We start from the raw sequence: 22,759 nt of genomic DNA, 5'->3' as shown, positions 1-22,759 counted from the left end.
TTTGATTATGCAAAGAGAACCTTGGTGGAAAAAAGCTGTTGTCTATCAAATCTATCCAAAAAGCTTCAATGATACGACTGGAACAGGTGTAGGAGATATAAGAGGTATCATTGAAAAACTAGACTATTTGAAAAAATTAGGTGTCGACGTTCTATGGTTGACACCTATTTATCAATCCCCTCAAAAGGATAATGGTTATGATATTAGTGACTATTATTCAATAAATCCAGAGTATGGCACGATGGAGGATTTTGAGGAACTTTTATCTGAAACTCATAAACGTGACATGAAATTAATCATGGATTTAGTTATAAATCATACATCTACTGAACATGAATGGTTTAAAGAATCAGCAAAATCGAAGGATAATCCTTATCGTGATTTTTATATATGGAAAGATCCGATTGAAGGTAGAGAACCAAATAATTGGGTGTCGAAATTTGGTGGTAATGCTTGGAAATATGATGAAAAGACAGGACAGTATTACCTACACTTATTTGATGTGACACAAGCAGATCTCAACTGGGAAAACGAACAAGTACGTCAAAAGGTTATAGAAATGATTACGTATTGGGCAGAAAAAGGCATTGATGGATTTCGCTTAGATGTTATAAATCTAATCTCTAAAAATCAGAACTTCCCAGATGATTATGAAGGAGATGGCAGAAGATATTATACGGATGGTCCTAGGGTTCATGAATATTTGAACGAACTAAATCAATCCGCATTTTCTCCTTATCAAATGATGACTGTTGGTGAAATGTCTTCTACAACAATTGATGATTGTATTTTATATACAAGACCAGATCGTGATGAATTAAGTATGACTTTTCAGTTTCATCACTTAAAAGTAGATTATCCAAATGGCGAAAAATGGACAAAAGCTCCGTTTGATTTTGTACAATTAAAAAAGATCCTCTCTGATTGGCAAGTAGGTATGCATGAAGGCGGTGGATGGAATGCTCTATTCTGGTGTAACCATGACCAGCCTCGAGTCGTTTCTAGATTTGGAGATGATAATAAATACCGAGTGGAATCTGCTAAAATGCTTGCGACCGTGATTCATATGATGAAAGGGACTCCATATATATATCAGGGAGAGGAAATTGGGATGACCAATCCTAATTTTGAACGTATTGAGGATTATCGAGATGTAGAATCAATCAATGCATATAAACTCTTGCTTAAAGAAGGAAAAACTGAAGAAGAGATATTAGAGATTTTGAAACAGAAATCTCGTGATAATGCACGAACCCCAATGCAATGGTCGGCAGAAGATAATGCAGGATTTACAAGTGGTACACCATGGATTAACCCCGCTTCAAATTATAAAGAAATTAATGTCGAAAAAGAGTTAAATTCGACCGATACAATTTTTTCGTATTATCAAGCATTAATCTCTTTACGTAAAAAATATGATATTATTACTTATGGGGACTATCATCTGGTTCTTGCAGATGATCCACAAGTTTTTGCCTATACACGGAATTGGAATGAGGAGCAGTTAGTTGTTGTTTCTAATTTTTACGGTAATGAGGTAGAATTAGAACTGCCTGTTACACTGAAGAATAATTCTGAGATATTAATTTCAAATTATCATGATTCTAAGACGAATAACAAACTGACGTTAAGACCATATGAATCCATCGTGTATTATGCAAAATAAAAGAGGGAGAATATGCAGAGGAAGTACGTTATTATATACGATGATCTCGTAAATGAAATAGTAAATAAGAAATGGAAAGCATTTGACATGCTTCCCTCTGAAAATGAACTTGCAAAGGAATACAATACTTCAAGGGAAACTGTACGCAAGGCATTAAATTTGCTTTCGCAAAATGGCTATATTCAGAAAATCCAGGGGAAAGGTTCCATGGTTTTGGATATACATAAGTTTTCTCTTCCTGTTTCTGGAATAGTCAGCTTTAAAGAAATAGCTAGAAAACAAAAACTAGAAAGTCGTACTATTCTACATTCATTGGGATTATTAGAGAAAAATCACCCTATGTATGAAAAGCTAAAACGTACGAAACATCGAATATGGGCAGTGGAAAGAGTTAGAGAAATATCAGGTGAAAAGATAATCTTAGATAAAGATTATTTTTCTGATGAATATGTCCCTCTTCTAACCGAAGATATAGCCAAGGGATCTATCTATGAATACTTAGAAGATGAGTTGGGACTTTCTATCGGGTTTGCTCATAAAGAAATTGTGGTAGAAGAAGTGACAGAGGAAGATAAAGAACTTTTAGATGTCAACGGTTTTCAAGTAATTGTTGTAATAAAAAGTTTAGTTTATTTAGATGATGCGAATATTTTCCAATATAATGAGTCAAGGCATCGGCCAGATAAATTCCGATTTGTAGACTTTGCTAGAAGAATTAAATAGAGATATATAAGAGGATAGTTTAAACAAACGTTTGTTTTACTATCCTCCTATTAGGAGGATCATGATGGAAAGACATTGGTGGAAAGAATCTATCGTATATCAAATCTATCCTCGAAGTTTTTATGATAGTAACGGGGATGGAATTGGAGATATAAATGGAATTATCCAGAAATTAGATTATTTAAAGAACCTAGGAATAGATATCATTTGGTTATCTCCTGTTTATCAATCTCCTAATGACGACAATGGTTATGATATATCAGATTATCAAGCTATTCTAGATGAATTCGGAACAATGGATGATTGGGAGTTACTCTTAAAAGAAATTCATAATCGTGATATGAAGTTAATTATGGATTTAGTAGTTAATCATTCTTCAGATGAACATAAATGGTTTGTAGAATCAAGAAAGTCTAAGGATAATAGCTATCGTGATTATTACATTTGGCGTCCAGGTAAAAATGGCAAAGAGCCAAATAATTGGAAATCGACATTTAGTGGTTCTGCATGGAAGTATGACCCACAAACTGATGAATATTATCTACATATTTTTAGTGAAAAACAACCTGACTTAAACTGGGAAAATCCAAAACTTCGTAATGAAGTATATAATATGATGAAATGGTGGCTTGATAAAGGAATAGACGGCTTTAGAATGGATGTTATTAACTTTATATCTAAAGTGCCTGAATTACCTGATGCCCCGAATCCTCATAACGAGAAATATGTATCTGGTAGCAAATATTTTAAAGACGGACCGCGTATTCATGAATTCCTACAAGAAATGAATCGAGAAGTGTTATCCAAGTATAATGTAATGACTGTTGGTGAAATGCCTGGAGTAAATGTGGAAGAAGCAAAAAAATATACCAACCCAAGTCGAAATGAACTTCAGATGGTTTTTCAATTTGAACATATGGACCTTGACTCTGGTCCACGTGGTAAATGGGATTTAAAGCCACTGGATCTGAGAGACTTGAAGGAGAATATTTCAAAATGGCAAATTGGTTTACATGGAATTGGTTGGAATAGTCTATATTTAAATAACCATGACCAACCAAGGATGGTATCTAGGTTTGGAAATGATAAAGAATATCGTGTAGTTTCTGCAAAAATGCTTGCAACTCTTTTACATATGCTTCAAGGTACTCCTTATATTTATCAAGGAGAAGAAATTGGCATGACTAATATACAATTTGAGTCAATCGACGATTATAAAGACATTGAGATATTGAACATGTATAAAGAAAAAGTAATCGAAGGAAATGAATCTCATGATGAAGTTATGCAAGCGATCTATGTTAAAGGAAGAGACAATGCAAGGACCCCATTTCAATGGAATGATGAGAAAAATGGTGGCTTTACAACTGGAGAACCATGGATAAAAGTAAATCCTAACTATAAAGAGATAAACGCTGAAGAAGCTATATCTGATCCTGATTCAATATACCATTATTATCGTGAACTAATACGATTACGGAAAAATCATGATATTATTGTCTATGGGGACTATCAGCTATTATATCCAGATGATCAAGATACGTTCTGCTATTTGCGTACACTTAATGAGGAAAAATTACTAGTTATTACTAATTTTACAGAAGATGAAGTTACTTGGAGTAAACCATCTGATCTTGACTTTACAATTAGTAATAAACTAATAGGAAACTACGAAAGTAATGAATCCATAGATCTCAATAAAATTACATTACGACCATTTGAAGCAATAGTTTATTTAGGTAAATAAGATAAAAAGAAGTAAAACAAACGTTTGTTTTACTTCTTTTTTGTTTTCTGATCAGGTATATATTTTGTGAAATAGGCTGCGAGCAATAAACAAATAAAGGTTAATCCCCATGTGACTGCTCCAGTCCATTGTAGATCAATTCGCAGACCGAAAAACAATATAAATGCACTTATAATCAAGAATATTGCGGTTAAATAGCGTTTCATAGTTACACCTCAGAAGGATAATTCATTCATAGTTCAATGATATTATATACTACCCTACTTATATTGTGTGAGTTTTAACTATTATTTAACCTTAAAATATTGTTAATCCTCGAGGGGTACGACTGGTTTTCTCGCGAAACATAAAATACCTGCGATTAAGTAAAGTATTCCGCTTAGAATACCTCCACCTAATGTAATGATAGGATAAAGAACTCCTACGGCAACGAAAATGATACCAGCTGCAATAGGTTGTTTATTACCTTTCAATAAAATCATAGCAATGACACCTAAAATAATAGCAAATAGCGGTAGTATAACTAATAGTATTCCACCCGGCGCTAAGTTGACGGACATTAACTGTTCAATACTCTCTAATTCTACTGATGTAAATTGCATTTCATCCTGATGTTCATATACATAGTTTTCAAGAAATTCTTTATTATTTTCTGCCCAAACTCTTAATGCACCTATCACAATTGAGAATAAATAAAAGACAGCACCGATAATTCCTAGTACAATTTCTGCAGTTCGTCTCATTCCAATCCCTCCTTACTTATATTGTATACAAAAAAATAAAGGATGGCTCGTATTAGATATTTATTTGCGCTAATTTTTATTGTGTAGAATAATTAGAATTAATAATCTATAATGTGGGAAGAGAGGAGGAATTTTGGTGAGAGAAGTGGTTATAGTTGATGGAGTTAGAACGGCAGTCGGAAGAAAAGGTGGAGCATTATCTAACTATCGACCCGATGACTTAGCTGCAATAGTCTTAGATGAATTAGTGAAACGGTCAAACGTAGAAAAAGATCTTGTAGAAGATGTCATTCTTGGATGCGTAACGCAAATAAATGAACAAGGTGGTAATATAGCACGAACAGCTGCACTAATAGCAGATTTTCCTATTCATGTACCAGGTGTTACGATAGATAGACAATGTGGCTCTAGTCAGCAAGCTATCCATTTTGGTGCTCAAGCTATTGCAGCTGGAGATATGGATATTGTAATTGCTGGTGGAGTAGAAAGCATGAGTAGAGCTCCAATGTTTGCTAATATGGGAAGAACAAAACCAAGTGAGAAGTTACAAGAGAAATATGAAATTGTTAATCAAGGTATCTCTTCAGAAAAGATTGCTAATCAATGGGGATTTACTCGAGAAGAGCTAGATATCTACTCACTAGCTAGCCACCAAAAAGCATTTAAAGCAATTGAAAAAGGCAACTTTTCTAGTGAAATTATCCCAATAGAGTTAGAAGATATAGATGGACGGAAGCGGATGTTCAACATGGATGAAGGTCCAAGACATGATACCTCATTGGAGGCATTATCGAAATTGAAACCTGTGTTTCAGGAGGATGGGAAAATAACTGCAGGGAATGCTAGTCAAATGAGTGACGGAGCAAGTGCAATATTATTAATGAGTGGCGAAAAGGCTAGCGAGTTAGGGATTAAGCCAAAAGCGAAAATAATTGCTCGTACGGTTGTTGGTTCTGATCCAACTCTAATGCTAACAGGTCCAATACCAGCAACAAAACGTGTTTTAGAACTAGCTGGACTCAGTATCGATGATATAGATTTGTATGAAATTAACGAGGCTTTTGCACCAGTTCCACTTGCATGGTTAGAAGAGATTAAAGGTGATCCAGAAAAGTTAAATGTAAATGGTGGAGCAATTGCCCTTGGTCATCCTCTAGGAGCAACAGGAACAAAACTTATGACATCCCTTTTATATGAATTAGAACGAATGAATGGAAGGTATGGGTTACTAGCAATTTGTGAAGGAATGGGGATGGCTAACGCAACGATTATAGAAAGAATATAATTACTAAAGTGACGACCACTTAATTCAGTGGTCGTTTCGTTTTGTCCTAGATGAATTTAATACACCGAAATATGTCATATTAATACTGAGTATGTTGGACAAGTATGAAGAAATTTGTAGAATTATTCAATTATAAGGAATTTTTTACCTGTTTTTGTGCTATACTTTAGTAAAAATGTATGAGGAGTAATTGCTTATGTCTAGGGGGAAATTTATAGGGGCAATACTTATTGTAATTGTTATGATTAGTTTATTACTCGTTTCTTGTGGCGGTAATAATTCTACTAGTAGTTATGATACTAATCGAACAGCAGGTTCTCATTCAGAAAAAGAAATGAAGGAAAGAGAAGAAAAAGAACCAATTGAAATTGTACAGGAGATTTCTATAGCTGCAATTGGAGATATGTTAATACACAACAGTGTATATAACGATGCATACAATGGGGATGGGTATGATTTTACACCAATGCTAAAACGAGTTAAGCCATTTCTTTCAGAAGCTACCATATCCATCGCTAACCAAGAGACGATGATAGGTGGAGTAGAATTAGGTTTATCTTCTTACCCAACATTTAATAGTCCAACAGAAGTAGGAGATGCTCTTAAATGGGCAGGGGTAAATGTTGTCTCACTTGCAAATAATCATACATTAGATCGAGGCGAAGAAGCGATCCAACGAGCAATAAAACATTGGGAAACCATTGACATGATGTATACAGGTTCTTACAAAAATCCTGAAGACCGAGAAGATATGCGATTATTTGAGACGGAAGAAGGAATTTCAGTTGCATTCTTGTCTTATACGTATGGGACAAATGGGATTCCTGTTCCAATTGGTAAAGACTATCTTGTTAATCTAATTGATCAAGAACTAATGGCAGAGGATATAAAACGGGCAAAGGATAAAGCCGATGTTGTTGTATTGAGTTTGCATTTTGGGAATGAGTATGAACGGATGCCAAATCAAGCACAGAAAGATTTAGTTCAGTTTGTCGCCGATGAAGGTGTAGATGTTGTTCTTGGACATCATCCACATGTTCTTCAACCAATAGAGTGGGTCTCTGGTGAGAATGGAAACCGTACATTAGTGATATATTCATTAGGAAATTTTTTATCAGGTCAAGATGAGTTCTATCGTCAAATTGGTGGTTTATTTAAATTTCATGTGAAGAAATCTATTATAAATGGTGAAACCGAAGTTAAGGTTCATTCACCAGAATTTCTTCCAACGTATGTGAAATATACTAATTGGCGTGATTTTGAAGTAATTCCTATGTATCAATTAACAGATGAAGAGTTACCAAATGCAAAAGAACATTATGATGAAATAAAAAAACATATGTCTATTTGGTTGCAAGATTTAAAGTTTATTGAAGAATGATAAAAAAGGATGCACGAAAAATTTTTCATGCATCCTTTTAAGTTATTTAGTCAATCTGAATTTCTTGTTTAGTATATATGCAATAAGGAAAAGGATTACACCTAAGACAGCAAAAGAAATAACTGGTATAGAAATTTCAGCTCCGAAACTTGGCATAATTATTGGAACTAGTACAGATAGTCCAATAAAGATGGTACTGATTAGCCAAATTTGTAGAAACTCTACCCACTTTTTTGGTTTCTTTATCTTAAATGTAGTGCTTTTTATCCACTTTAATACTAATAAAATGAATACTGTAAGAATTATTAAATCGGTTATAATGACAATAATCCCACTACCTAGTGAAAAACTAAAGACATTTGATCCTTTATCGAAAAAATAGTAGATAGCATATTCTCCAATACCTTTAAATGTACTTAAAATGGCTAAGAAATAAATAATAATGTAACTTCCGAATAAAAATGCTAATGACTTCTTCTCATTTGGTATTTCTTTAATTAAATCATCACAATATGCTTTTAAATTATTTCCAAATACTTCTTGAGCTGTTTTACCTTCCTCTTGTGCCTGGATAAGATGCTCTAAAATTTCATATAAAACTTCTTCTGTATGTTGCTCGGATTTATTATTTAAACGGATGTATACAAGCATATCTTCGTAGATCTCTTTGTTTGTTGCAGTTAACTTTTCTCTAAGTTCATTGTTTAATTTTACAATGTCTTTTGAATTCATACATATCCTCCCCTTTGTTTAATGATGTGATCAACAGGAATTTTTATATTTTCCCATTGCAGTTTAAATTCAGTTAGTGCTTCTATACCAGCATCTGTAAGATGGTAATATTTTCGTTTTGGACCTAACTCAGATTTCTTCATCGTTCCTACAATTAAATTTTCTTTTTGAAGTCTAAGTAAAATAGGGTATATAGAGCCCTCACTTACATCTGATAAACCAAATTCTTGTAAACGTACGGACAGTTCATAACCATAGGTTGGTTGTTGGTCAATAATGGAAAGAATGCAACCTTCCAATACTCCCTTTAACAGTTGACTTCTTAATGACATTTTTTCACCTACCTTGCAAAACAAGATACCGTTTCTTTTTATAGCTACCTTGTATGGCAAAGTAGCTTAATTTAACTATACATGTATTTTCTGAATAATGCAATCCCTATTAATAATAAAATATAAAGTATTAAATAAATAGATAATTTGGTATGATTAACAATAGCTATTTTACTTAAAAAGGAGAAAGTTCAATGGAGTGGAAGAATATTTATCGGGGGCTAATTATGGGGGCGAGTGATGTAATCCCAGGTGTTAGCGGTGGTACAATAGCAGTGTTACTCGGTATTTACGACCGGTTAATTGCAGCTATTAACGGATTGTTTAGTAAGGAATGGAAGAAACATCTCATGTTTTTAATTCCTTTAGGAATTGGTATTGGTACTGCAGTATTACTCTTAAGTAATGTAATTGAATGGTTATTTGAGCATTATCCAGGACCGACTCAATTTTTCTTTCTTGGGTTGATTATTGGGATTCTACCATATTTATTTGCTCAAGCTGATGTAAAAAGGAACTTTAAAGTAAACCATTATATTCTCTTACTTGTTGGGTTTGTCATTGTCGGTTCCATGATATTTCTACATAGTAATGAAGGGGCAGTAATAGAGGAGTTTACATTTACAACTTATTTATTTCTATTTTTTAGTGGATTTATTGCCAGTGCTGCAATGATCTTACCTGGAATAAGCGGATCGTTTATTTTGTTAGTACTAGGGGTATATACTACTGTAATTAGTGCTATTAGTAATCTCGAGTTGGATATTATAGCAGTTGTAGGAATTGGAATTGTTCTTGGAATTATTACTATGAGTAAGATAATTAACTATTTCTTAACTCACTTTAGAAGCGGTACATTTGCCGTTATTATTGGATTAGTCATTGGTTCTATCTTAGTTATTTTTCCAGGTTGGCCAGATTCAACTAATCTTCTACTCTTAAGTGTAGTCTCATTTGCAGTAGGGCTTTTTACAGCGTATATCTTAGGTAAAGTTGAGTATACAGATTAAATGCAATTGGTTCAAACGTTCGTTTGAACGCAGAGGATGCAAACTATTAGGACAAACGTTTGTTTATTCGTACAATGGAAATAGTATCGGTTAAAGGAGTGTTTAGAATGGAATATATTCAAACAATGGACAAGTTTAATGAAGTTATTCAAAGTGAAAAACCAGTAATTATTAAATTCTTTGCTGATTGGTGCCCAGATTGTAAACGAATGGATATGTTTATTGATGGAATATTAGAAGAGTTTAAGAACTATGAATGGTATGAAGTGAATACAGATGAACTAGAAGGTATTGCTCAAAAATATGAAGTAATGGGGATTCCGAGTGTACTTATTTTCCAAAACGGAGAAAAACTAGCTCACCAACATAGTGCATATACCAAGACACCAGAATCAGTGACTGAATTTTTACATCAACAATTAGGATAATGTAAGAAAGCAAAGAGGCCAACGGTATGTTGACCTCTTTTTATAATAATTCAAACGAGAACTTTTCTTTATCAGTAAATACGATTTTACTATTGCTAAGTGAAAATTGATTTAACAAGCTTTTTTTATCTTTTAGTCTATAGATTTTATTAAATGTATCTTTATCTACACCGTTATAATATATTTTCATAATTGCTTGAGGGTTAAGGAGTCCTTTTGACATCAAATTTGATTCTGTGTCATCCCATTGAATTAGAAACGGTAACATTTCTTTATGATAATTATAAACAGGAAATAACATTCTCCATGATATAAGTGTGCCATCTGATTTTTTTCGTTTTCCAGGGAATGGTCCTAGAAAAGGGATATCATTTTCTTGAAAATGTGTAACATATTCATCCATTTGATTAGTGCGAAGTGCAAACTGAAATGGACCCTTTTTGTCTTGGTCTAATATATGAACCAAATGCTGAATTAATGGATTATTACTACTTTTTGCTTTATCATAATCTTGAATTCCTAGCCATTCGATATAACTCTCATTTGAAAAATAGGCGAGATAATTATACGTACCCCAATTCTCATGTTCTCCACCTTTAACAGCCTTAATAGCTAGTTGCTTATTATATGTAATACTATCTTCTTCTGCATCTTTACCAGCAATGACGATATGATCCAGTGAAAGCATTTAATCCCTCCTTTGTTTTTGTTTACATTTTAACGTAAAGTAACCTAAATGCAATTTTAACGAACTGAAACTAAAATCTCATTACATTTTTGAGAAACTTTGTTATAGTATACAAAAAAGATATAAAAAAGTAGGTGTGGCGGATGACGAAGCCTAGAATATTGATTGTAGAAGATGAAGAAAAATTAAGTCGAGTATTGCAACTAGAGCTTGAATTTGAAAACTATGAAACGGAAATAGCCAATAATGGAAAATCCGCATTAAAATTAATGGAAGATAAAGAGTGGGATCTTGTGTTACTCGATATCATGATTCCAGAATTAAGTGGATTAGAAGTATTAAGACGAGTGAGGCGTACAGATGAAAATACCCCAGTAATTTTATTAACCGCTCGAGACGCAGTCCATGATAAAGTAAGTGGCCTTGATTTAGGTGCAAATGATTACGTGACAAAACCTTTTCAAATCGAAGAACTTCTAGCCCGTATCCGTGCTCAACTTCGCAAACCAGTAGAAGTACAACAAAACAAAAAAGTCTTATCTGTTGGAGATTTGCAAGTTGATATCAATGCACATGAAGTGAGACGTGGAAATCAAGAAATTGAGCTTACTCCTAGAGAATATGATTTATTAGTATGTTTATTACAAAATAAAAATATCGTATTAACTCGAGACCAAATCTTAGAGCAAGTGTGGGGATTTGATTATTTTGGCGAGACCAATGTAGTGGATGTGTATGTTAGGTACTTAAGGCAAAAAGTAGATAAAGGATATCCACAAGAATACATTCAAACCGTTCGCGGCGTGGGTTATACGATAAAGGACTAGTTATATGAAATTACGAACAAAGATTCAGTTATTCACTAGTATCTTTATGCTTGTATTAATATTATTTATAAATACATCAATTTATATCTTGTTCTACAAAAACTCTGTTAATACGGAGTTAGAAGAACTGAATGAACAAGCAATTTCGGTTGTTAAAGTATTGAAAGATAATCCCAATATTCCTCCTAAAGAACTTCTCAAAGCTTTTGTACCAGCTGATGGAATGATAAAAGTTTTCCCAGAAACAGGAAAACCATTACATGAAGAAGCCAAAAAGCGTGAATACTTTGGATTACCTGGAAGGTTCACCAATACGGAATATAGAGAAATTATAACTTATCAGGATAGTCCTTTTGCTATTGTAACGAAGCCAATTATATCCTCAGACGGGGAAATTGTAACACTACAGATATCTAGGCAACTTATTGCACTAGAAGAAAATATGAAAACACTATTCTATGTACTTGTTATTGCCTCGATTATTACATTGATTCCTACGGTTATTGCAGGAAACCTTTTAGCGCGATTTTTACTACAACCCATTAAAGCCCTAATTAATACGATGAGGGAAAATATGAAGTTTGGAAAATGGAATAAGATCACGTTAGATAATAGGTCCCAAGATGAACTACATGAAATGGAAAAGACATTTAATGAAATGATTGATTATCAAAAAGAAAACTATGAAATGCAAGAAATATTCGTTTCAGATGCTTCCCATGAACTAAAGACACCTATTTCCATTATCAAAAGTTATGCACAATTATTGGAAAGAAGAGGAACTGAAAATCCCTCCATTGTAAAGGAATCATTGGATGCTATAAATTCAGAAGCGGAACGAATGCAAAAGCTAGTTGAACAAATGCTTGCATTAGCCAAGAATAAAGATGTTTCCAATGTGGAAAACATTAACATTACAAATTTATTAGAAGAAACGATAGCAATATTTAAGGGAGCATATGGAAGAGAAATTAATTTCTACCCTGCTTCAAAGGGATATGAAATTCAAGGTAATCAAGATCAATTGAAACAAGTTTTTTATATTCTTATTGATAATGCCTTAAAATATAGTGATAAGAATGTTGATGTTACAGTAGAAATTAAGGATGACAATTTGGTTATTTTCGTTAGGGACTATGGACAGGGAATTCCAGATGAGGAGAAGGATCGACTCTTTGAACGTTTTTATCGTATGGATAAAGCAAGAAATAGAAACACCGGGGGAACGGGCTTAGGTCTTGCAATCGCTAAAACGATTACTACATCCCATGGTGGAAGTCTTTCAGTTGAAAGTGTATTAGGTGAGGGATCTACATTTATTGTTGCTTTACCATTAAAATAAAGTATTTCTTAGAATAACGACTTAATTTCTCATCAAATTCTAATCTTTCTCTCAGTGTTATTTCATTCTTGGAGTATATGATTAAGACATCAAGAAGAAATGAGGAGGAAATAAATATGAAAAAGAAAATAATGATTACAGTATCAAGTATTGCTATAGCTGGGGTACTAGGATTTGGAATATATCATTCTAATGCAGCTCAAGCAGCACCGGAATTAACAAAGGCTGATATTCAAGCATTAGTTGAATCACAATATCCAGGCAAGATAACAGAAATTGAACTAGATAAAGGTTTTAATAAGGTTGTCTATGAAGTTGAGGTTGAAGGTAATGGTAAGGAATATGAATTAAAAATTGATGGTAATACTGGAGAAGTTCTTAAATTAGAGGAAAGGGAAGTTAAAGTTGCTAATGATTCCTCTAATGTAAAGGTTACTGAAAAAGATAAAGATGATGATAAATTAGAAGATAAATCTAAAAATAACTCATCTGAAAAAGTTGCTCAATCCGATGACGATCAGGCTGATGATAAGCAAAAAGATGTGAAAAAGGAAGAAAAACCAAAAGTAACAATTAAAGAAACAAAGAAAGATTCTAAATCTAATGAAACTAAAAAGACTAATAAACCTAAGCGTGTTGTAATAGATTACGCAACTGCTAAGAAAATTGCACTAGCTGAGTTTCCTGGAACAATAAAGGAAATTGAACTAGATGAAGATGACGGTCGTTTAAGTTATGAAGTAGAAATTAAAGGTTCAAATGGTGAAGCAGATATTGACATAGATGCTTATACTGGTGAAGTCATTTCAATATCTATCGATAGATATGATAATGATGATGACTGGGACGATGATGATGACGACGATGACGACGATAACGATAACGATGATGATGACGATGATGACGATGACGATGACGACAATGATGATTAATCAAAAGTAATTAATAAAAGGAGCTACTAAAATGTAGCTCCTTTCTATACTTTTACTGTAAAATTTGCAACAATTTCTGCCTTTACTTTTTTATACTTCTCAAAGTATTCATGAATTAATTCCACTGCGTCTTTTTGTATTTCTTTAATGACAGGTTTATTTTTAAACATATCATAGTTTCCTCCGCCTGTTGCACGATAGTTGTTTAGCACCACTTTATATTTACCTTCATTTTTTAGAGGTTGACCATGATACGAAAGATTCACTATACGAGTCCCAACGGGGTTAGAAACTTTAATAGTGTATTGTATTCCCTCCCACATATCATAATTATAATGTTGTGGTTTCGGTTCCATATAGGTTGGATTAACAACAATTTCTCCATTCTCATCTATTGTGAAATATTCTGCGCTTTTCTCTAACGCTTGTTTAATATCTTTTCCTGTTAATTCAAGGACAACTAGTGTATTGGGATACATATAATTAGAGACAATATCGCGCATGGTAACAACAGATTGGAATCCTTTTGACTCATTATTTAAAAGGGATGTAACAGATATTTCGACACCACTCGCCTCCATTTGAACATTTTGGATAAATTGTATAAACGGATGTTTCGATAAACGAGCGTGAAACGGATTATTGATGGTCATATCACCTTCAATGAACCCAGTTGGTTCGTCTAACCAATGCTGAGTAGAGGACTCTAACTCTTCCATATATGCTAATATTTCGTTATCAGCTTGAACATTCCCAATTGGTACGATATCAGCATGTTTTTTTAATATATGCCATTTTCCATTGGTTTGATTTAATTCAATTTCGATAGACCCATACATTAGTCCGTTATTTCCAGGCTGAGCGACACAAACTCCATTAATTTCTCCAGCTAAAATTCGATGTTGATGTCCAGTTAACAATATGTCGATGCCATCAATTTCCTTACACATTGCATAACCTTGATTTTCTCCAGTTAACTCTTCAGTTGGTTCACCAGTTAAAATATCTCGTTCAAATCCGCCATGATAAGAGGCAATTAACAAATCAGGATTTTCTTTTGAATGAATATATTCTACCCATTTTTTTAAGGTATCTAATGCATCTTGAAAATAGATACCTTCAATATGTGCAGGTGATTCCCAGTTTGGAATATAATGTGTTGTAACTCCGACAATTGCAATACGGACGCCATTGCTTAATGTTTTGATTGTATAGGGTTTTCCGAAAAAAGGGTCTCCATTTTCGTCAACAAGATTTGCAGAGAGCCAAGGGTAAGATGATTCATTAAAAGCATTATGAAGAATCTCTTTTCCAAAATTAAATTCATGGTTTCCAATAACACCAGCATCAATACCTATCCGGTTCATAATCCCAATCATTGGATTTTCTTTATCTTTATGCTCTTTTACATAATGCGTCATGAGTGGGGTACCCTGAATTAAATCCCCATTATCCAATACGACTACATGCTCATTTTCTTTTCGTATCTTTTTTACAATAGTTGCGTATTTAGCGAGACCTAAATTTGCCTCTTCATTTGTTCCATATTGTATCGGCATCGCATGTCCATGAACATCACTAGTATAGATGACTTTTACCGTTACATTGTTTGTCAATTTATACATCCTTTCTAACAAAAGAAACGAAATTAAAGAGGATATTCTTCAATTTCGTTTCTATGAACGTTTTTCTATTATACAATTTTACGTCTAATCTTTGCAGATGCAAAGTCGATTATTGTAACGACAATGATAATACCTAATAGAATGGTTCCCATTTGGCTCCAATCACGGTTGGAGGACGCGAAGAAGATCATTGTACCAATACCACCTGCACCTACAATACCGAGAATGGATGAAGCACGAATATCTACTTCAAAGCGATAGATCGCATAGGATAGGAACTCTGGAATAACTTGTGGCATGACTGCAAAGAACAAAATTTGAATTCGATTGGCACCGTTTGCCTGCATAGCTTGAACAACATCCATATCAATCGATTCAATGATTTCAGAGAACATTTTTCCAAGCATTCCAGTTGAACCAATTGCAATTGCAAGTACACCTGCAAATGGATTAGGACCAACAGCAACAACAAATAGAATTGCTAAAATAATATCAGGGAATGCACGAACAGCAGAAAGGATCCATTTTCCAACAGCAGACCCAATTTTTCCACCCATCATATTATTAGCAGCAAGAAAAGCTAGTGGTATAGAAAGAATTGCAGCCATTAAAGATCCGGCAAATGCAATCGTAATAGTCTCTAGCATACTAAGTGCAACATCACCAGTAGCAGCCCAGTTTGGCTGGAATAAACCAGAAATGACATTTCCGAAGTTTTGTCTCACTTGTTCAATTGCTTTAGCAAAGTCTATATCAATACTAACGAATGTCCAAATATAAATTGCAGCAACGATTAAAAAGATTAAAATTCCTTTTATTTTCTTATAAAGTGAATTCTTTGGTTTTGGAGGTAATTGTAAAGCTGCCATTAGATTAATGCCTCCCTTATCTTGTTGCTAATGTACTCAATAACAAGAACAACAACAAAAATCATAACGATAATAGCCATTGCATTTGGATAATTATAGAAACCAATTTGTTGGTTTAATAATAATCCGATACCGCCTGCACCTACATATCCTAATACCACTGATGCACGTACATTAATTTCGAAAACATAGAGTACTAGAGATGTATATTGTGGTAGTACTTGTGGTATCAAACCATAGTAGATCATTTGCAGCGTGTTAGCCCCAGATGCACGCATTGCCTCTAGAGGATTCATGTCTACAGATTCAATTGTCTCACTAATTAATTTCGCTAAAATACCTAATGAAAACACAATTAATGCTAAAATACCAGGGAATATTCCAATTCCAAATAGTCCTACAAAAATTACAGCTAATACTAAATCAGGAATAGTACGTAATAAGTTCAATAAAGTTCTAGTTGCAACATAAAGCGGTTTAAACGTTGTTACGTTTTGCGCTGATAATAGTGCTAAAGGTACTGTAATAATTGCTGCAATTGTAGTTGCGATTATTGCCATTTGAATAGTTTGGAATAGTGGCCCCATGATTGCTGATAAGACACTAAGATTAGGAGGAAAGAATTTTTCAAGTACTTGAAACATGTTAGATAGTGCTCCAGAAAATCCTCCTACCATTTCACGTTGTGTCCAAAACATACTAAATAAGTACATACCAAGAACAATTAGACCAATTAGTGTAACTTGTTTTTTCGTTTTGACTGGGTACATGGATAGTGAGTCACTTTTATTCTTCGACACTATCTGCACCTCCACGCAAATCATCCTCACGAATGGAACGGCCATAGATTTCTTCAAAGGTTTTTTCGGTTACTTCAGAAACTGGTCCATCAAATACAACTTCACCCGCACGCATACCGATAATACGATCCGCATATTCCATTGCCATATCGATAAAGTGTAAGTTAACAATTGTAGTGATATTGTCTTCTTTATTAATCTTTTTTAGATAAGACATTACTTGATGTGATGTAGGTGGATCTAATGATGCAACAGGTTCATCCGCTAATATATATTTTGGCTGCTGAGTTAAAACACGGGCAATACTGACACGTTGTTGTTGACCGCCACTTAGCTCATCAGCACGATTATATAACTTCTCCTCTATATTAACGCGTTTTAAACTTTCATAAGCTAACGCTTTATCTTCATCTTTAAATAATCCTAGTACAGAACGTAAAGTACCTGAATGACCTAATCGACCTGCAAGTACATTTTTTAATACGTTTGAACGTTTTACTAGATTGTAATTCTGGAAAATCATTCCAACTTTTGTTCGTAATTTACGAAGGTTTTTTCCTTTATAGTCTAATATGTTTTCACCATCAACTTCTAAAGAGCCTGAAGTAGGCGTAACTAATCGATTTATACTACGGATAAAAGTAGATTTCCCAGCCCCAGAAAGACCTACAATTACTACGAATTCACCGTCGTTAATCGTTACATTAACATTTTTTAATCCTTCTGTTCCATTTGGATACACCAAGCCTACATTCTTAAATTCTATCATTTTTAGAAATCCTCCAGTACAGGCATAAAATTTTCTCTATTATATCATGGTATTGAACCAAAGAAAAAGGGAAGTTGGATACCCTTCCCTTTTCTTGCTATTAAACTTTCAATTCAATTTTATAGGTCATCAATTGAGATATTCTCACGGAATTTCTCGTAAGTTTTACGAACTACATCATATTCTTCATCAGAAGCTTCTGAAATAGCATCCCAGTTGTATACATCATTCATAATTTGAATCATTTCATCATCGTCATTGAATGATAGGAAAATATCTTTAATTTTTTGGACTAACTCATCATCAAGATCAGCTGTAACCGAAATAGTATCGTTTGGAATATCAGCTGTATAATCTAGTACTGTAAGTTTATCCATAATATCTGGATACTCTTCTTCAAGGTTAGTACGAACATCATCAAATGTTGTTGCTACATCAGCTTCTCCATTATAAACTGCAAGTGCAGAGTTATCATGAGAACCAGATTGAACAGTTCCTTTAAAGAAACCAGACTCTAAATCTGCAGCTGTTTCGATGTCGAATTGCTCCATTAACTCGTTAGCAGGGAATAGGTAACCAGAAGTTGATAGTTGGTCTCCATAAGCCCATACTGTACCTTCTAGATCTTCAAGGCTTTCAATTCCAGAATCAGAACGCACAAGATACTGTGCTTTGTAAGTTCCAGAACCATAACGAATGGATTTTAAGATTACTTCTACATCATACTCTTGGCTTGCTAATACATAACCAAAAGCTGGAACAAATCCTACATGTACTTGATTAGCACCCATTGCTTCTACTAATGAGCTGTAGCTAGTCATTACTTTACTTTCTACTTTTTTATCAAGCTCTTCACCAAGTTTTTCTGCTAATGGTTCTACTGTTTCAGCAATAGTGTCAGAATCTGATGAAGGTACAAAACCAATAACTAATGTATCAGGATTTGAAGCATCATTTGATCCACATGCTGCAAGTACAAGTGCCAGCCCAAGAATAAGCACTAGACTATAAAGTTTCTTCATTGTGACCCTCCTAAAAGTGTTAAGATATTTTTTAACTTACTCTATTATTAAATAACAAATTTACAGAAAAAGCTAGACTTGTTTTAAAATTTTATATCAAATTAACACTTTTTTTACGAAAAATTTACAAAAAACGACGTGGATTATTCGGATTTAGTGAAAAAAAGTATGTTACATTAATTTCTTAGAAACCTTTTCCCGTCCAAATCCGTAGTATGTATGTAGGTGGTGATAAAGATGAATATATTAGATGTTGATGGATTAAATGTACAAATTAAATCCACCAAATTATTAGAAAATATTTCATTTACAATTAAAAAAGGATCAGTAACTGCTCTAGTAGGTCATAATGGTGCTGGGAAATCGACTTTAATGAAAACGATTATGGGGATCCAAGAAAAAGAATCCGGAGAAATTATCATTCGAGAAAAGTATAATCAAGATAAAAACTTTCTTGAATATAAGCAACATATTGCATTTATCCCAGAAGAGCCTTTATTAATGTCTGAATTAACGGCTATGCAGCATTTTCAATTATATGGAAAGAGCTATCAGATGGAAGAAAAGGAACTTATAAATCGTGTTGAAAAATATGTTAAAGGTTTTGAATTAGAAGGGAAGCTAGATGAATATCCTGAATCTTTATCTAAAGGAATGAGACAGAAGGTACAAACAATATGTGCAATGTTGCCGGATGTTCCATTATTAATTATTGATGAACCATTTATGGGGTTAGATATTTATGCAGTGGATTATTTTGAAGAGATATTAAAAGAAAAGATAGTTAAAGGTACGAGTATTATTTTGACAACACACCAACTCGACAGAGTGAAAGATATTGCAGATCATTTCATTATGTTACAAGATGGAAAATTGTTACATAAAGGATTAATTACAGAATTTGAAACGATAACAAGGAGAAGTGGAAAGTAATGAAGTATCCTTCTACTTGGCAAGCTTATTGGTTTATAAAACAGAACCGCATCCGTAAAAAGAGAAAAGTAAGAAAGCAATTTGTACAACTAAATTTTGATTTAACTACTACGATTTATTCATTAGTATTAGTCGGCTATTTGTTTGCCACTATATTCATTTTTAATGATTTCTTAGGCCAATTTCATGAACAATTTATGTTTATAGAGAGCCAAATGGTAGACCGTTTTTGGTTAATTTTAACTATTGTTCCGATTCGTTTTATCTTTAAATCCTTTCGAGAACCAGGAATATTAATCACGAATTCAGAGTATCAACTCGCAATGCTTCCACATTCTATAAAAAAAATAGCAGTTTTTGTAATGGTCGAAAAGTGGCTAAAATCATTAATTCAATATTTGCTAATTGCTACTCTAGCTATTTTAATTACCCCAATTGAAACTATGTTAATTGTTATTTACTTTAGTTTATTTTGGTTAATGGAAGTGTTGTGTACAATACCGCAATGGAAGTTATTTCAGTCACATATAATGATTAGAATTAGTTTATTTATTTTACTAATTTCATTAGATATAATTGGGGTTTTCACAAGTCAATCCATCTTAATTAGTATATTTATTTTAATGTTAATGGTAGCTACTAATTTAATATATTGGAAAAATATGTTTATGCATATACATTGGGGTAGAGTGATAGAAGTTAATGACTACATGGTATGGAATATGCCATTAATATCAAAAGCAACGAAGATAAAATTTAAAAAGCAGCGGAAGTATAGCATTTTTCAAAACATGGCATCAAGAAGGAAACCATTTCCATATAGAGATTCTCCTATACATAGGCGATTATGGATTCAACTTCTTAGAGAAAATGTTGAATTTATCTTACAAGTAATAGGTGGTCTATTTTTTGTTATATTAGTTTTACCTTTTATCAGCGATTTAGTTACATTAATAGGGATTGCGATTAGTATTCATGTTTATTCTGTTTTTATAAGTAGTATTTATAGAGAAAGATTTTATTCTGGTATTGTCCAAGTCCTTCCGTGGCATGTCGGTAGCTATCGAAACACCTTTACTATATGGTCAATTTTAGGTTTTTCACCGATTTTCTTGGCAATCTTAATTTATACAATCATTCACTTCTCCTGGATGATGAGTTTAGGATTTATTCTTCTTGTTATTAGTTTATATGTAGTCAATTATAAAACGAAAATGGACAATGCAATGGCGATATTGGATAGAAGAATAGGAACGTTAACTGTAAGAGAAACCATAGCTTTTTGTAGCTTAGGATTGATCCCATTATATGAGTATCACCCATCCATTTCTTTACTGATTATGGTTTTTATTTATTTAGTATTATTCCTATTCAATAGTAGTAAAAAGAAGAATGAATGAGTTAACAAATAAGTTAAGAAGAAAAAAACAAGCCCAAATATGCACCTGAATCAGGTAGGTTTGGGTTGTTTGTTTTGTTAAGATTTGATAAAAAAGCGTACAGTCAAACACACAAAAGTTTACTGCTGCATAAATTATAGTAAAAAGGCAGAAAGGGAAGGTGCTGTGTTTTGAGACAGTTTCAATACCCACCAACTATGAGTAATTATCCACCAAATTATTTTCCGCCTAATCAACAGCCTTTCCACCCTCCGCAGTATCAACAATACTACCAAAACCTATATGAAGCGCCACAGTCTCCATTTGAGCAGTTTGCTAAACCAAAACAACCTCAGGATTGGTATGCGAAGTATCAAGAAGTAGACAGTAATAATCAACAAGCCCAACAACAAGGAATGATGCCACAACCAAACGTACAAAATGGGCAAATAAACTTGGATAAAGTACTTACAACTGTAAGTCAAATGGCAAGCACATATCATCAAGTATCTCCAATTATAAAACAATTTGGCGACTTTATGAAAACATTTCGTTCGTAAAATGAAAGAGGGAATATGAGAGCTAATGGTATTAATTTAATTAAATTAGGGTAAAAGAAAAACAATATGATAATTTAAGCTCTTACACCAAGATTTTCATAAAGGAGAATATATATGATTGGATGTCTAATTATCCATGGTTTTACTGGAGGCCCACATGAGTTGGAGCCACTTACTAATTATCTAAAAACAAATACAGATTGGCATATCTCCGTCCCAACGTTACCAGGTCACGGAGAAAAATTGGCGCTTGAGAATGCAAATTATAAAAGTTGGCTTGAGACTGCAGAAGATTCTCTAAAGGAAATAAAGGAAAAGTATGATGAAATATATATAATTGGTTTTTCAATGGGTGGAATGATTGCAGCATATTTGGCAGCGAAATATAAAGTCGATAAATTAGTTTTATTAGCTACTGCTGGTAAGTACTTATCTTTTAAACAAATTAGTGTTGATATTGGGTATATGTTAAAGGATGGTCTCTCTGGGAAGTTAGAGCAAAACAAGTTGTTTCGCCACTATAAAAGAAAGATGGGTAGCGTACCGTTTAAGGCTAATTTAGAGTTTTTAAAGCTTGTACGTTTAACTCGAAAATCTTTAAAAAATGTAGATACTCCAGTATTAATTGCGCAAGGTCAAATGGACAATATGGTTCCTTATAAGACGGCGTACTATCTTGATAAAGAAATACCTTCTAAGAAGAAGGAAGTAGTTTTCTTTGAACGATCAAGGCATTTAATATGTCTTGGAAATGATAAAGATACGTTAAATAAGATGGTATTTGAGTTTTTGCGAAAAAGACCAAGTACAACACAAGCGATTACTAACTAATAAAATAGAAAGAGGCTGGGACAAAACTAGCCGAAAATAACTAAAAATGGTTCCTATCATCAAAAATAGATGATAGGAACCATTTTTCTTTGGATTATTTTCACAATTTATTGTTCGATTGCCTTTCATGGCGGT

General features: G+C 33.4%; 23 protein-coding genes. 14 read left to right on the top strand and 9 right to left on the bottom strand.

Annotation, left to right across the window (positions count from 1 at the left end):
- The first annotated feature begins 7 nt into the window (after positions 1 to 7).
- The 3 genes from treC (at position 8) to IEV35_RS14770 (ending at position 4,136) form a co-directional block, all read left to right on the top strand.
- A complete protein-coding gene (treC, locus tag IEV35_RS14780; RefSeq protein WP_188385440.1) occupies positions 8 to 1,666 on the top strand; it encodes an alpha,alpha-phosphotrehalase in 1,659 nt (552 codons plus the stop codon).
- Positions 1,667 to 1,678: 12 nt separating this feature from the next.
- Entirely contained in the window at positions 1,679 to 2,389 is a 711-nt protein-coding gene (gene treR / locus IEV35_RS14775; RefSeq protein ID WP_188385439.1) for a trehalose operon repressor, read from the top strand.
- Between the two features lie 64 nt (positions 2,390 to 2,453).
- Complete coding sequence (locus tag IEV35_RS14770) at positions 2,454 to 4,136, top strand: glycoside hydrolase family 13 protein (RefSeq protein ID WP_188385438.1); 1,683 nt, start codon at positions 2,454 to 2,456, stop codon at positions 4,134 to 4,136.
- A gap of 308 nt (positions 4,137 to 4,444) precedes the next feature.
- Here IEV35_RS14770 and IEV35_RS14760 read toward each other — a convergent pair whose 3' ends face one another.
- The gene (locus IEV35_RS14760) at positions 4,445 to 4,879 is read right to left on the bottom strand and encodes a DUF4064 domain-containing protein (RefSeq protein WP_188385436.1); all 435 of its coding nucleotides are present in this window, start codon (positions 4,877 to 4,879) and stop codon (positions 4,445 to 4,447) included.
- Positions 4,880 to 5,015: 136 nt separating this feature from the next.
- On the opposite strand from IEV35_RS14760, the gene IEV35_RS14755 reads away from it, so the two are divergent.
- Both IEV35_RS14755 and IEV35_RS14750 read left to right on the top strand, forming a co-directional pair.
- Entirely contained in the window at positions 5,016 to 6,164 is a 1,149-nt protein-coding gene (locus IEV35_RS14755) for a thiolase family protein (RefSeq protein WP_188385435.1), read from the top strand.
- 196 nt (positions 6,165 to 6,360) lie between these two features.
- Positions 6,361 to 7,545 carry a CapA family protein gene (locus tag IEV35_RS14750; RefSeq protein WP_188385434.1) on the top strand — a complete coding sequence of 395 codons (1,185 nt, stop codon included), beginning with the start codon at positions 6,361 to 6,363 and terminating at the stop codon, positions 7,543 to 7,545.
- Between the two features lie 42 nt (positions 7,546 to 7,587).
- Here IEV35_RS14750 and IEV35_RS14745 read toward each other — a convergent pair whose 3' ends face one another.
- Positions 7,588 to 8,277: a DUF1129 family protein gene (locus IEV35_RS14745; RefSeq protein ID WP_188385433.1), complete on the bottom strand. Its 690-nt coding sequence runs from the start codon at positions 8,275 to 8,277 to the stop codon at positions 7,588 to 7,590.
- Complete coding sequence (locus IEV35_RS14740) at positions 8,274 to 8,609, bottom strand: PadR family transcriptional regulator (RefSeq protein ID WP_188385432.1); 336 nt, start codon at positions 8,607 to 8,609, stop codon at positions 8,274 to 8,276. The genes IEV35_RS14745 and IEV35_RS14740 overlap by 4 nt, the downstream gene beginning before the upstream one ends.
- 194 nt (positions 8,610 to 8,803) lie before the next feature.
- On the opposite strand from IEV35_RS14740, the gene IEV35_RS14735 reads away from it, so the two are divergent.
- Positions 8,804 to 9,619, top strand: a complete 816-nt coding sequence (locus IEV35_RS14735) for a DUF368 domain-containing protein (RefSeq protein WP_188385431.1) — start codon at positions 8,804 to 8,806, stop codon at positions 9,617 to 9,619.
- 107 nt (positions 9,620 to 9,726) lie between these two features.
- Complete coding sequence (locus tag IEV35_RS14730; RefSeq protein WP_188385430.1) at positions 9,727 to 10,047, top strand: thioredoxin family protein; 321 nt, start codon at positions 9,727 to 9,729, stop codon at positions 10,045 to 10,047.
- A gap of 40 nt (positions 10,048 to 10,087) precedes the next feature.
- Here the strand turns inward: IEV35_RS14730 and IEV35_RS14725 are convergent, their stop codons facing one another.
- Positions 10,088 to 10,735: a VOC family protein gene (locus tag IEV35_RS14725; RefSeq protein ID WP_188385429.1), complete on the bottom strand. Its 648-nt coding sequence runs from the start codon at positions 10,733 to 10,735 to the stop codon at positions 10,088 to 10,090.
- 143 nt (positions 10,736 to 10,878) lie between these two features.
- On the opposite strand from IEV35_RS14725, the gene IEV35_RS14720 reads away from it, so the two are divergent.
- The 3 genes from IEV35_RS14720 to IEV35_RS14710 all read left to right on the top strand — a co-directional run bounded on the left by IEV35_RS14720 (position 10,879) and on the right by IEV35_RS14710 (position 13,836).
- Positions 10,879 to 11,562 (top strand): response regulator transcription factor, encoded by a 684-nt coding sequence (locus IEV35_RS14720; protein WP_188385428.1) that lies wholly within the window; start codon positions 10,879 to 10,881, stop codon positions 11,560 to 11,562.
- Positions 11,563 to 11,566: 4 nt separating this feature from the next.
- Positions 11,567 to 12,904: a HAMP domain-containing sensor histidine kinase gene (locus IEV35_RS14715; RefSeq protein ID WP_188385427.1), complete on the top strand. Its 1,338-nt coding sequence runs from the start codon at positions 11,567 to 11,569 to the stop codon at positions 12,902 to 12,904.
- A gap of 116 nt (positions 12,905 to 13,020) precedes the next feature.
- On the top strand, positions 13,021 to 13,836 hold the full coding sequence (locus tag IEV35_RS14710; protein ID WP_188385426.1) for a PepSY domain-containing protein: 816 nt from the start codon (positions 13,021 to 13,023) through the stop codon (positions 13,834 to 13,836).
- A 44-nt stretch (positions 13,837 to 13,880) separates the two neighbouring features.
- Here the strand turns inward: IEV35_RS14710 and IEV35_RS14705 are convergent, their stop codons facing one another.
- The 5 genes from IEV35_RS14705 to IEV35_RS14685 all read right to left on the bottom strand — a co-directional run bounded on the left by IEV35_RS14705 (position 13,881) and on the right by IEV35_RS14685 (position 18,921).
- Positions 13,881 to 15,461 carry a bifunctional metallophosphatase/5'-nucleotidase gene (locus IEV35_RS14705; RefSeq protein ID WP_188385497.1) on the bottom strand — a complete coding sequence of 527 codons (1,581 nt, stop codon included), beginning with the start codon at positions 15,459 to 15,461 and terminating at the stop codon, positions 13,881 to 13,883.
- 68 nt (positions 15,462 to 15,529) lie between these two features.
- Positions 15,530 to 16,330 carry a phosphonate ABC transporter, permease protein PhnE gene (gene phnE, locus IEV35_RS14700; protein ID WP_188385425.1) on the bottom strand — a complete coding sequence of 267 codons (801 nt, stop codon included), beginning with the start codon at positions 16,328 to 16,330 and terminating at the stop codon, positions 15,530 to 15,532.
- Positions 16,330 to 17,100, bottom strand: coding sequence for a phosphonate ABC transporter, permease protein PhnE (gene phnE / locus IEV35_RS14695; RefSeq protein ID WP_373284766.1), 771 nt, complete (start codon positions 17,098 to 17,100; stop codon positions 16,330 to 16,332). Before phnE (IEV35_RS14695) ends, phnE (IEV35_RS14700) begins: the two co-directional genes overlap by 1 nt.
- A gap of 16 nt (positions 17,101 to 17,116) precedes the next feature.
- Entirely contained in the window at positions 17,117 to 17,899 is a 783-nt protein-coding gene (gene phnC / locus IEV35_RS14690) for a phosphonate ABC transporter ATP-binding protein (protein WP_188385423.1), read from the bottom strand.
- A 119-nt stretch (positions 17,900 to 18,018) separates the two neighbouring features.
- Complete coding sequence (locus tag IEV35_RS14685) at positions 18,019 to 18,921, bottom strand: phosphate/phosphite/phosphonate ABC transporter substrate-binding protein (RefSeq protein ID WP_188385422.1); 903 nt, start codon at positions 18,919 to 18,921, stop codon at positions 18,019 to 18,021.
- 237 nt (positions 18,922 to 19,158) lie between these two features.
- Between IEV35_RS14685 and IEV35_RS14680 the strand changes: the two genes are divergently transcribed.
- The 4 genes from IEV35_RS14680 to IEV35_RS14665 all read left to right on the top strand — a co-directional run bounded on the left by IEV35_RS14680 (position 19,159) and on the right by IEV35_RS14665 (position 22,624).
- The gene (locus IEV35_RS14680) at positions 19,159 to 19,854 is read left to right on the top strand and encodes an ABC transporter ATP-binding protein (protein WP_188385421.1); all 696 of its coding nucleotides are present in this window, start codon (positions 19,159 to 19,161) and stop codon (positions 19,852 to 19,854) included.
- The gene (locus tag IEV35_RS14675) at positions 19,854 to 21,254 is read left to right on the top strand and encodes a hypothetical protein (RefSeq protein WP_188385420.1); all 1,401 of its coding nucleotides are present in this window, start codon (positions 19,854 to 19,856) and stop codon (positions 21,252 to 21,254) included. Before IEV35_RS14680 ends, IEV35_RS14675 begins: the two co-directional genes overlap by 1 nt.
- Positions 21,255 to 21,424: 170 nt before the next feature.
- Positions 21,425 to 21,793: a YppG family protein gene (locus IEV35_RS14670; RefSeq protein WP_188385419.1), complete on the top strand. Its 369-nt coding sequence runs from the start codon at positions 21,425 to 21,427 to the stop codon at positions 21,791 to 21,793.
- 114 nt (positions 21,794 to 21,907) lie between these two features.
- A complete protein-coding gene (locus IEV35_RS14665) occupies positions 21,908 to 22,624 on the top strand; it encodes an alpha/beta hydrolase (RefSeq protein WP_188385418.1) in 717 nt (238 codons plus the stop codon).
- Positions 22,625 to 22,759: the final 135 nt, after the last annotated feature.

Origin of the sequence: Ornithinibacillus halotolerans (assembly GCF_014637405.1) — a bacterium.
Classification (GTDB): domain Bacteria; phylum Bacillota; class Bacilli; order Bacillales; family Amphibacillaceae; genus Ornithinibacillus; species Ornithinibacillus halotolerans.
This window is presented reverse-complemented; position numbering and strand designations above follow the sequence as displayed.

Bases quoted from the DNA above. Each gene is read 5' to 3' on its own strand.
- treC (WP_188385440.1), top strand. From the start codon at position 8: ATGCAAAGAGAACCTTGGTGGAAAAAAGCTGTTGTCTATCAAATCTAT.
- treR (WP_188385439.1), top strand. From the start codon at position 1,679: ATGCAGAGGAAGTACGTTATTATATACGATGATCTCGTAAATGAAATA.
- IEV35_RS14770 (WP_188385438.1), top strand. From the start codon at position 2,454: ATGGAAAGACATTGGTGGAAAGAATCTATCGTATATCAAATCTATCCT.
- IEV35_RS14760 (WP_188385436.1), bottom strand. From the start codon at position 4,879: ATGAGACGAACTGCAGAAATTGTACTAGGAATTATCGGTGCTGTCTTT.
- IEV35_RS14750 (WP_188385434.1), top strand. From the start codon at position 6,361: ATGTCTAGGGGGAAATTTATAGGGGCAATACTTATTGTAATTGTTATG.
- IEV35_RS14745 (WP_188385433.1), bottom strand. From the start codon at position 8,277: ATGAATTCAAAAGACATTGTAAAATTAAACAATGAACTTAGAGAAAAG.
- IEV35_RS14740 (WP_188385432.1), bottom strand. From the start codon at position 8,609: ATGTCATTAAGAAGTCAACTGTTAAAGGGAGTATTGGAAGGTTGCATT.
- IEV35_RS14735 (WP_188385431.1), top strand. From the start codon at position 8,804: ATGGAGTGGAAGAATATTTATCGGGGGCTAATTATGGGGGCGAGTGAT.
- IEV35_RS14730 (WP_188385430.1), top strand. From the start codon at position 9,727: ATGGAATATATTCAAACAATGGACAAGTTTAATGAAGTTATTCAAAGT.
- IEV35_RS14725 (WP_188385429.1), bottom strand. From the start codon at position 10,735: ATGCTTTCACTGGATCATATCGTCATTGCTGGTAAAGATGCAGAAGAA.
- IEV35_RS14720 (WP_188385428.1), top strand. From the start codon at position 10,879: ATGACGAAGCCTAGAATATTGATTGTAGAAGATGAAGAAAAATTAAGT.
- IEV35_RS14715 (WP_188385427.1), top strand. From the start codon at position 11,567: ATGAAATTACGAACAAAGATTCAGTTATTCACTAGTATCTTTATGCTT.
- IEV35_RS14710 (WP_188385426.1), top strand. From the start codon at position 13,021: ATGAAAAAGAAAATAATGATTACAGTATCAAGTATTGCTATAGCTGGG.
- IEV35_RS14705 (WP_188385497.1), bottom strand. From the start codon at position 15,461: ATGTATAAATTGACAAACAATGTAACGGTAAAAGTCATCTATACTAGT.
- phnE (WP_188385425.1), bottom strand. From the start codon at position 16,330: ATGGCAGCTTTACAATTACCTCCAAAACCAAAGAATTCACTTTATAAG.
- phnE (WP_373284766.1), bottom strand. From the start codon at position 17,100: ATGTACCCAGTCAAAACGAAAAAACAAGTTACACTAATTGGTCTAATT.
- phnC (WP_188385423.1), bottom strand. From the start codon at position 17,899: ATGATAGAATTTAAGAATGTAGGCTTGGTGTATCCAAATGGAACAGAA.
- IEV35_RS14685 (WP_188385422.1), bottom strand. From the start codon at position 18,921: ATGAAGAAACTTTATAGTCTAGTGCTTATTCTTGGGCTGGCACTTGTA.
- IEV35_RS14680 (WP_188385421.1), top strand. From the start codon at position 19,159: ATGAATATATTAGATGTTGATGGATTAAATGTACAAATTAAATCCACC.
- IEV35_RS14675 (WP_188385420.1), top strand. From the start codon at position 19,854: ATGAAGTATCCTTCTACTTGGCAAGCTTATTGGTTTATAAAACAGAAC.
- IEV35_RS14665 (WP_188385418.1), top strand. From the start codon at position 21,908: ATGATTGGATGTCTAATTATCCATGGTTTTACTGGAGGCCCACATGAG.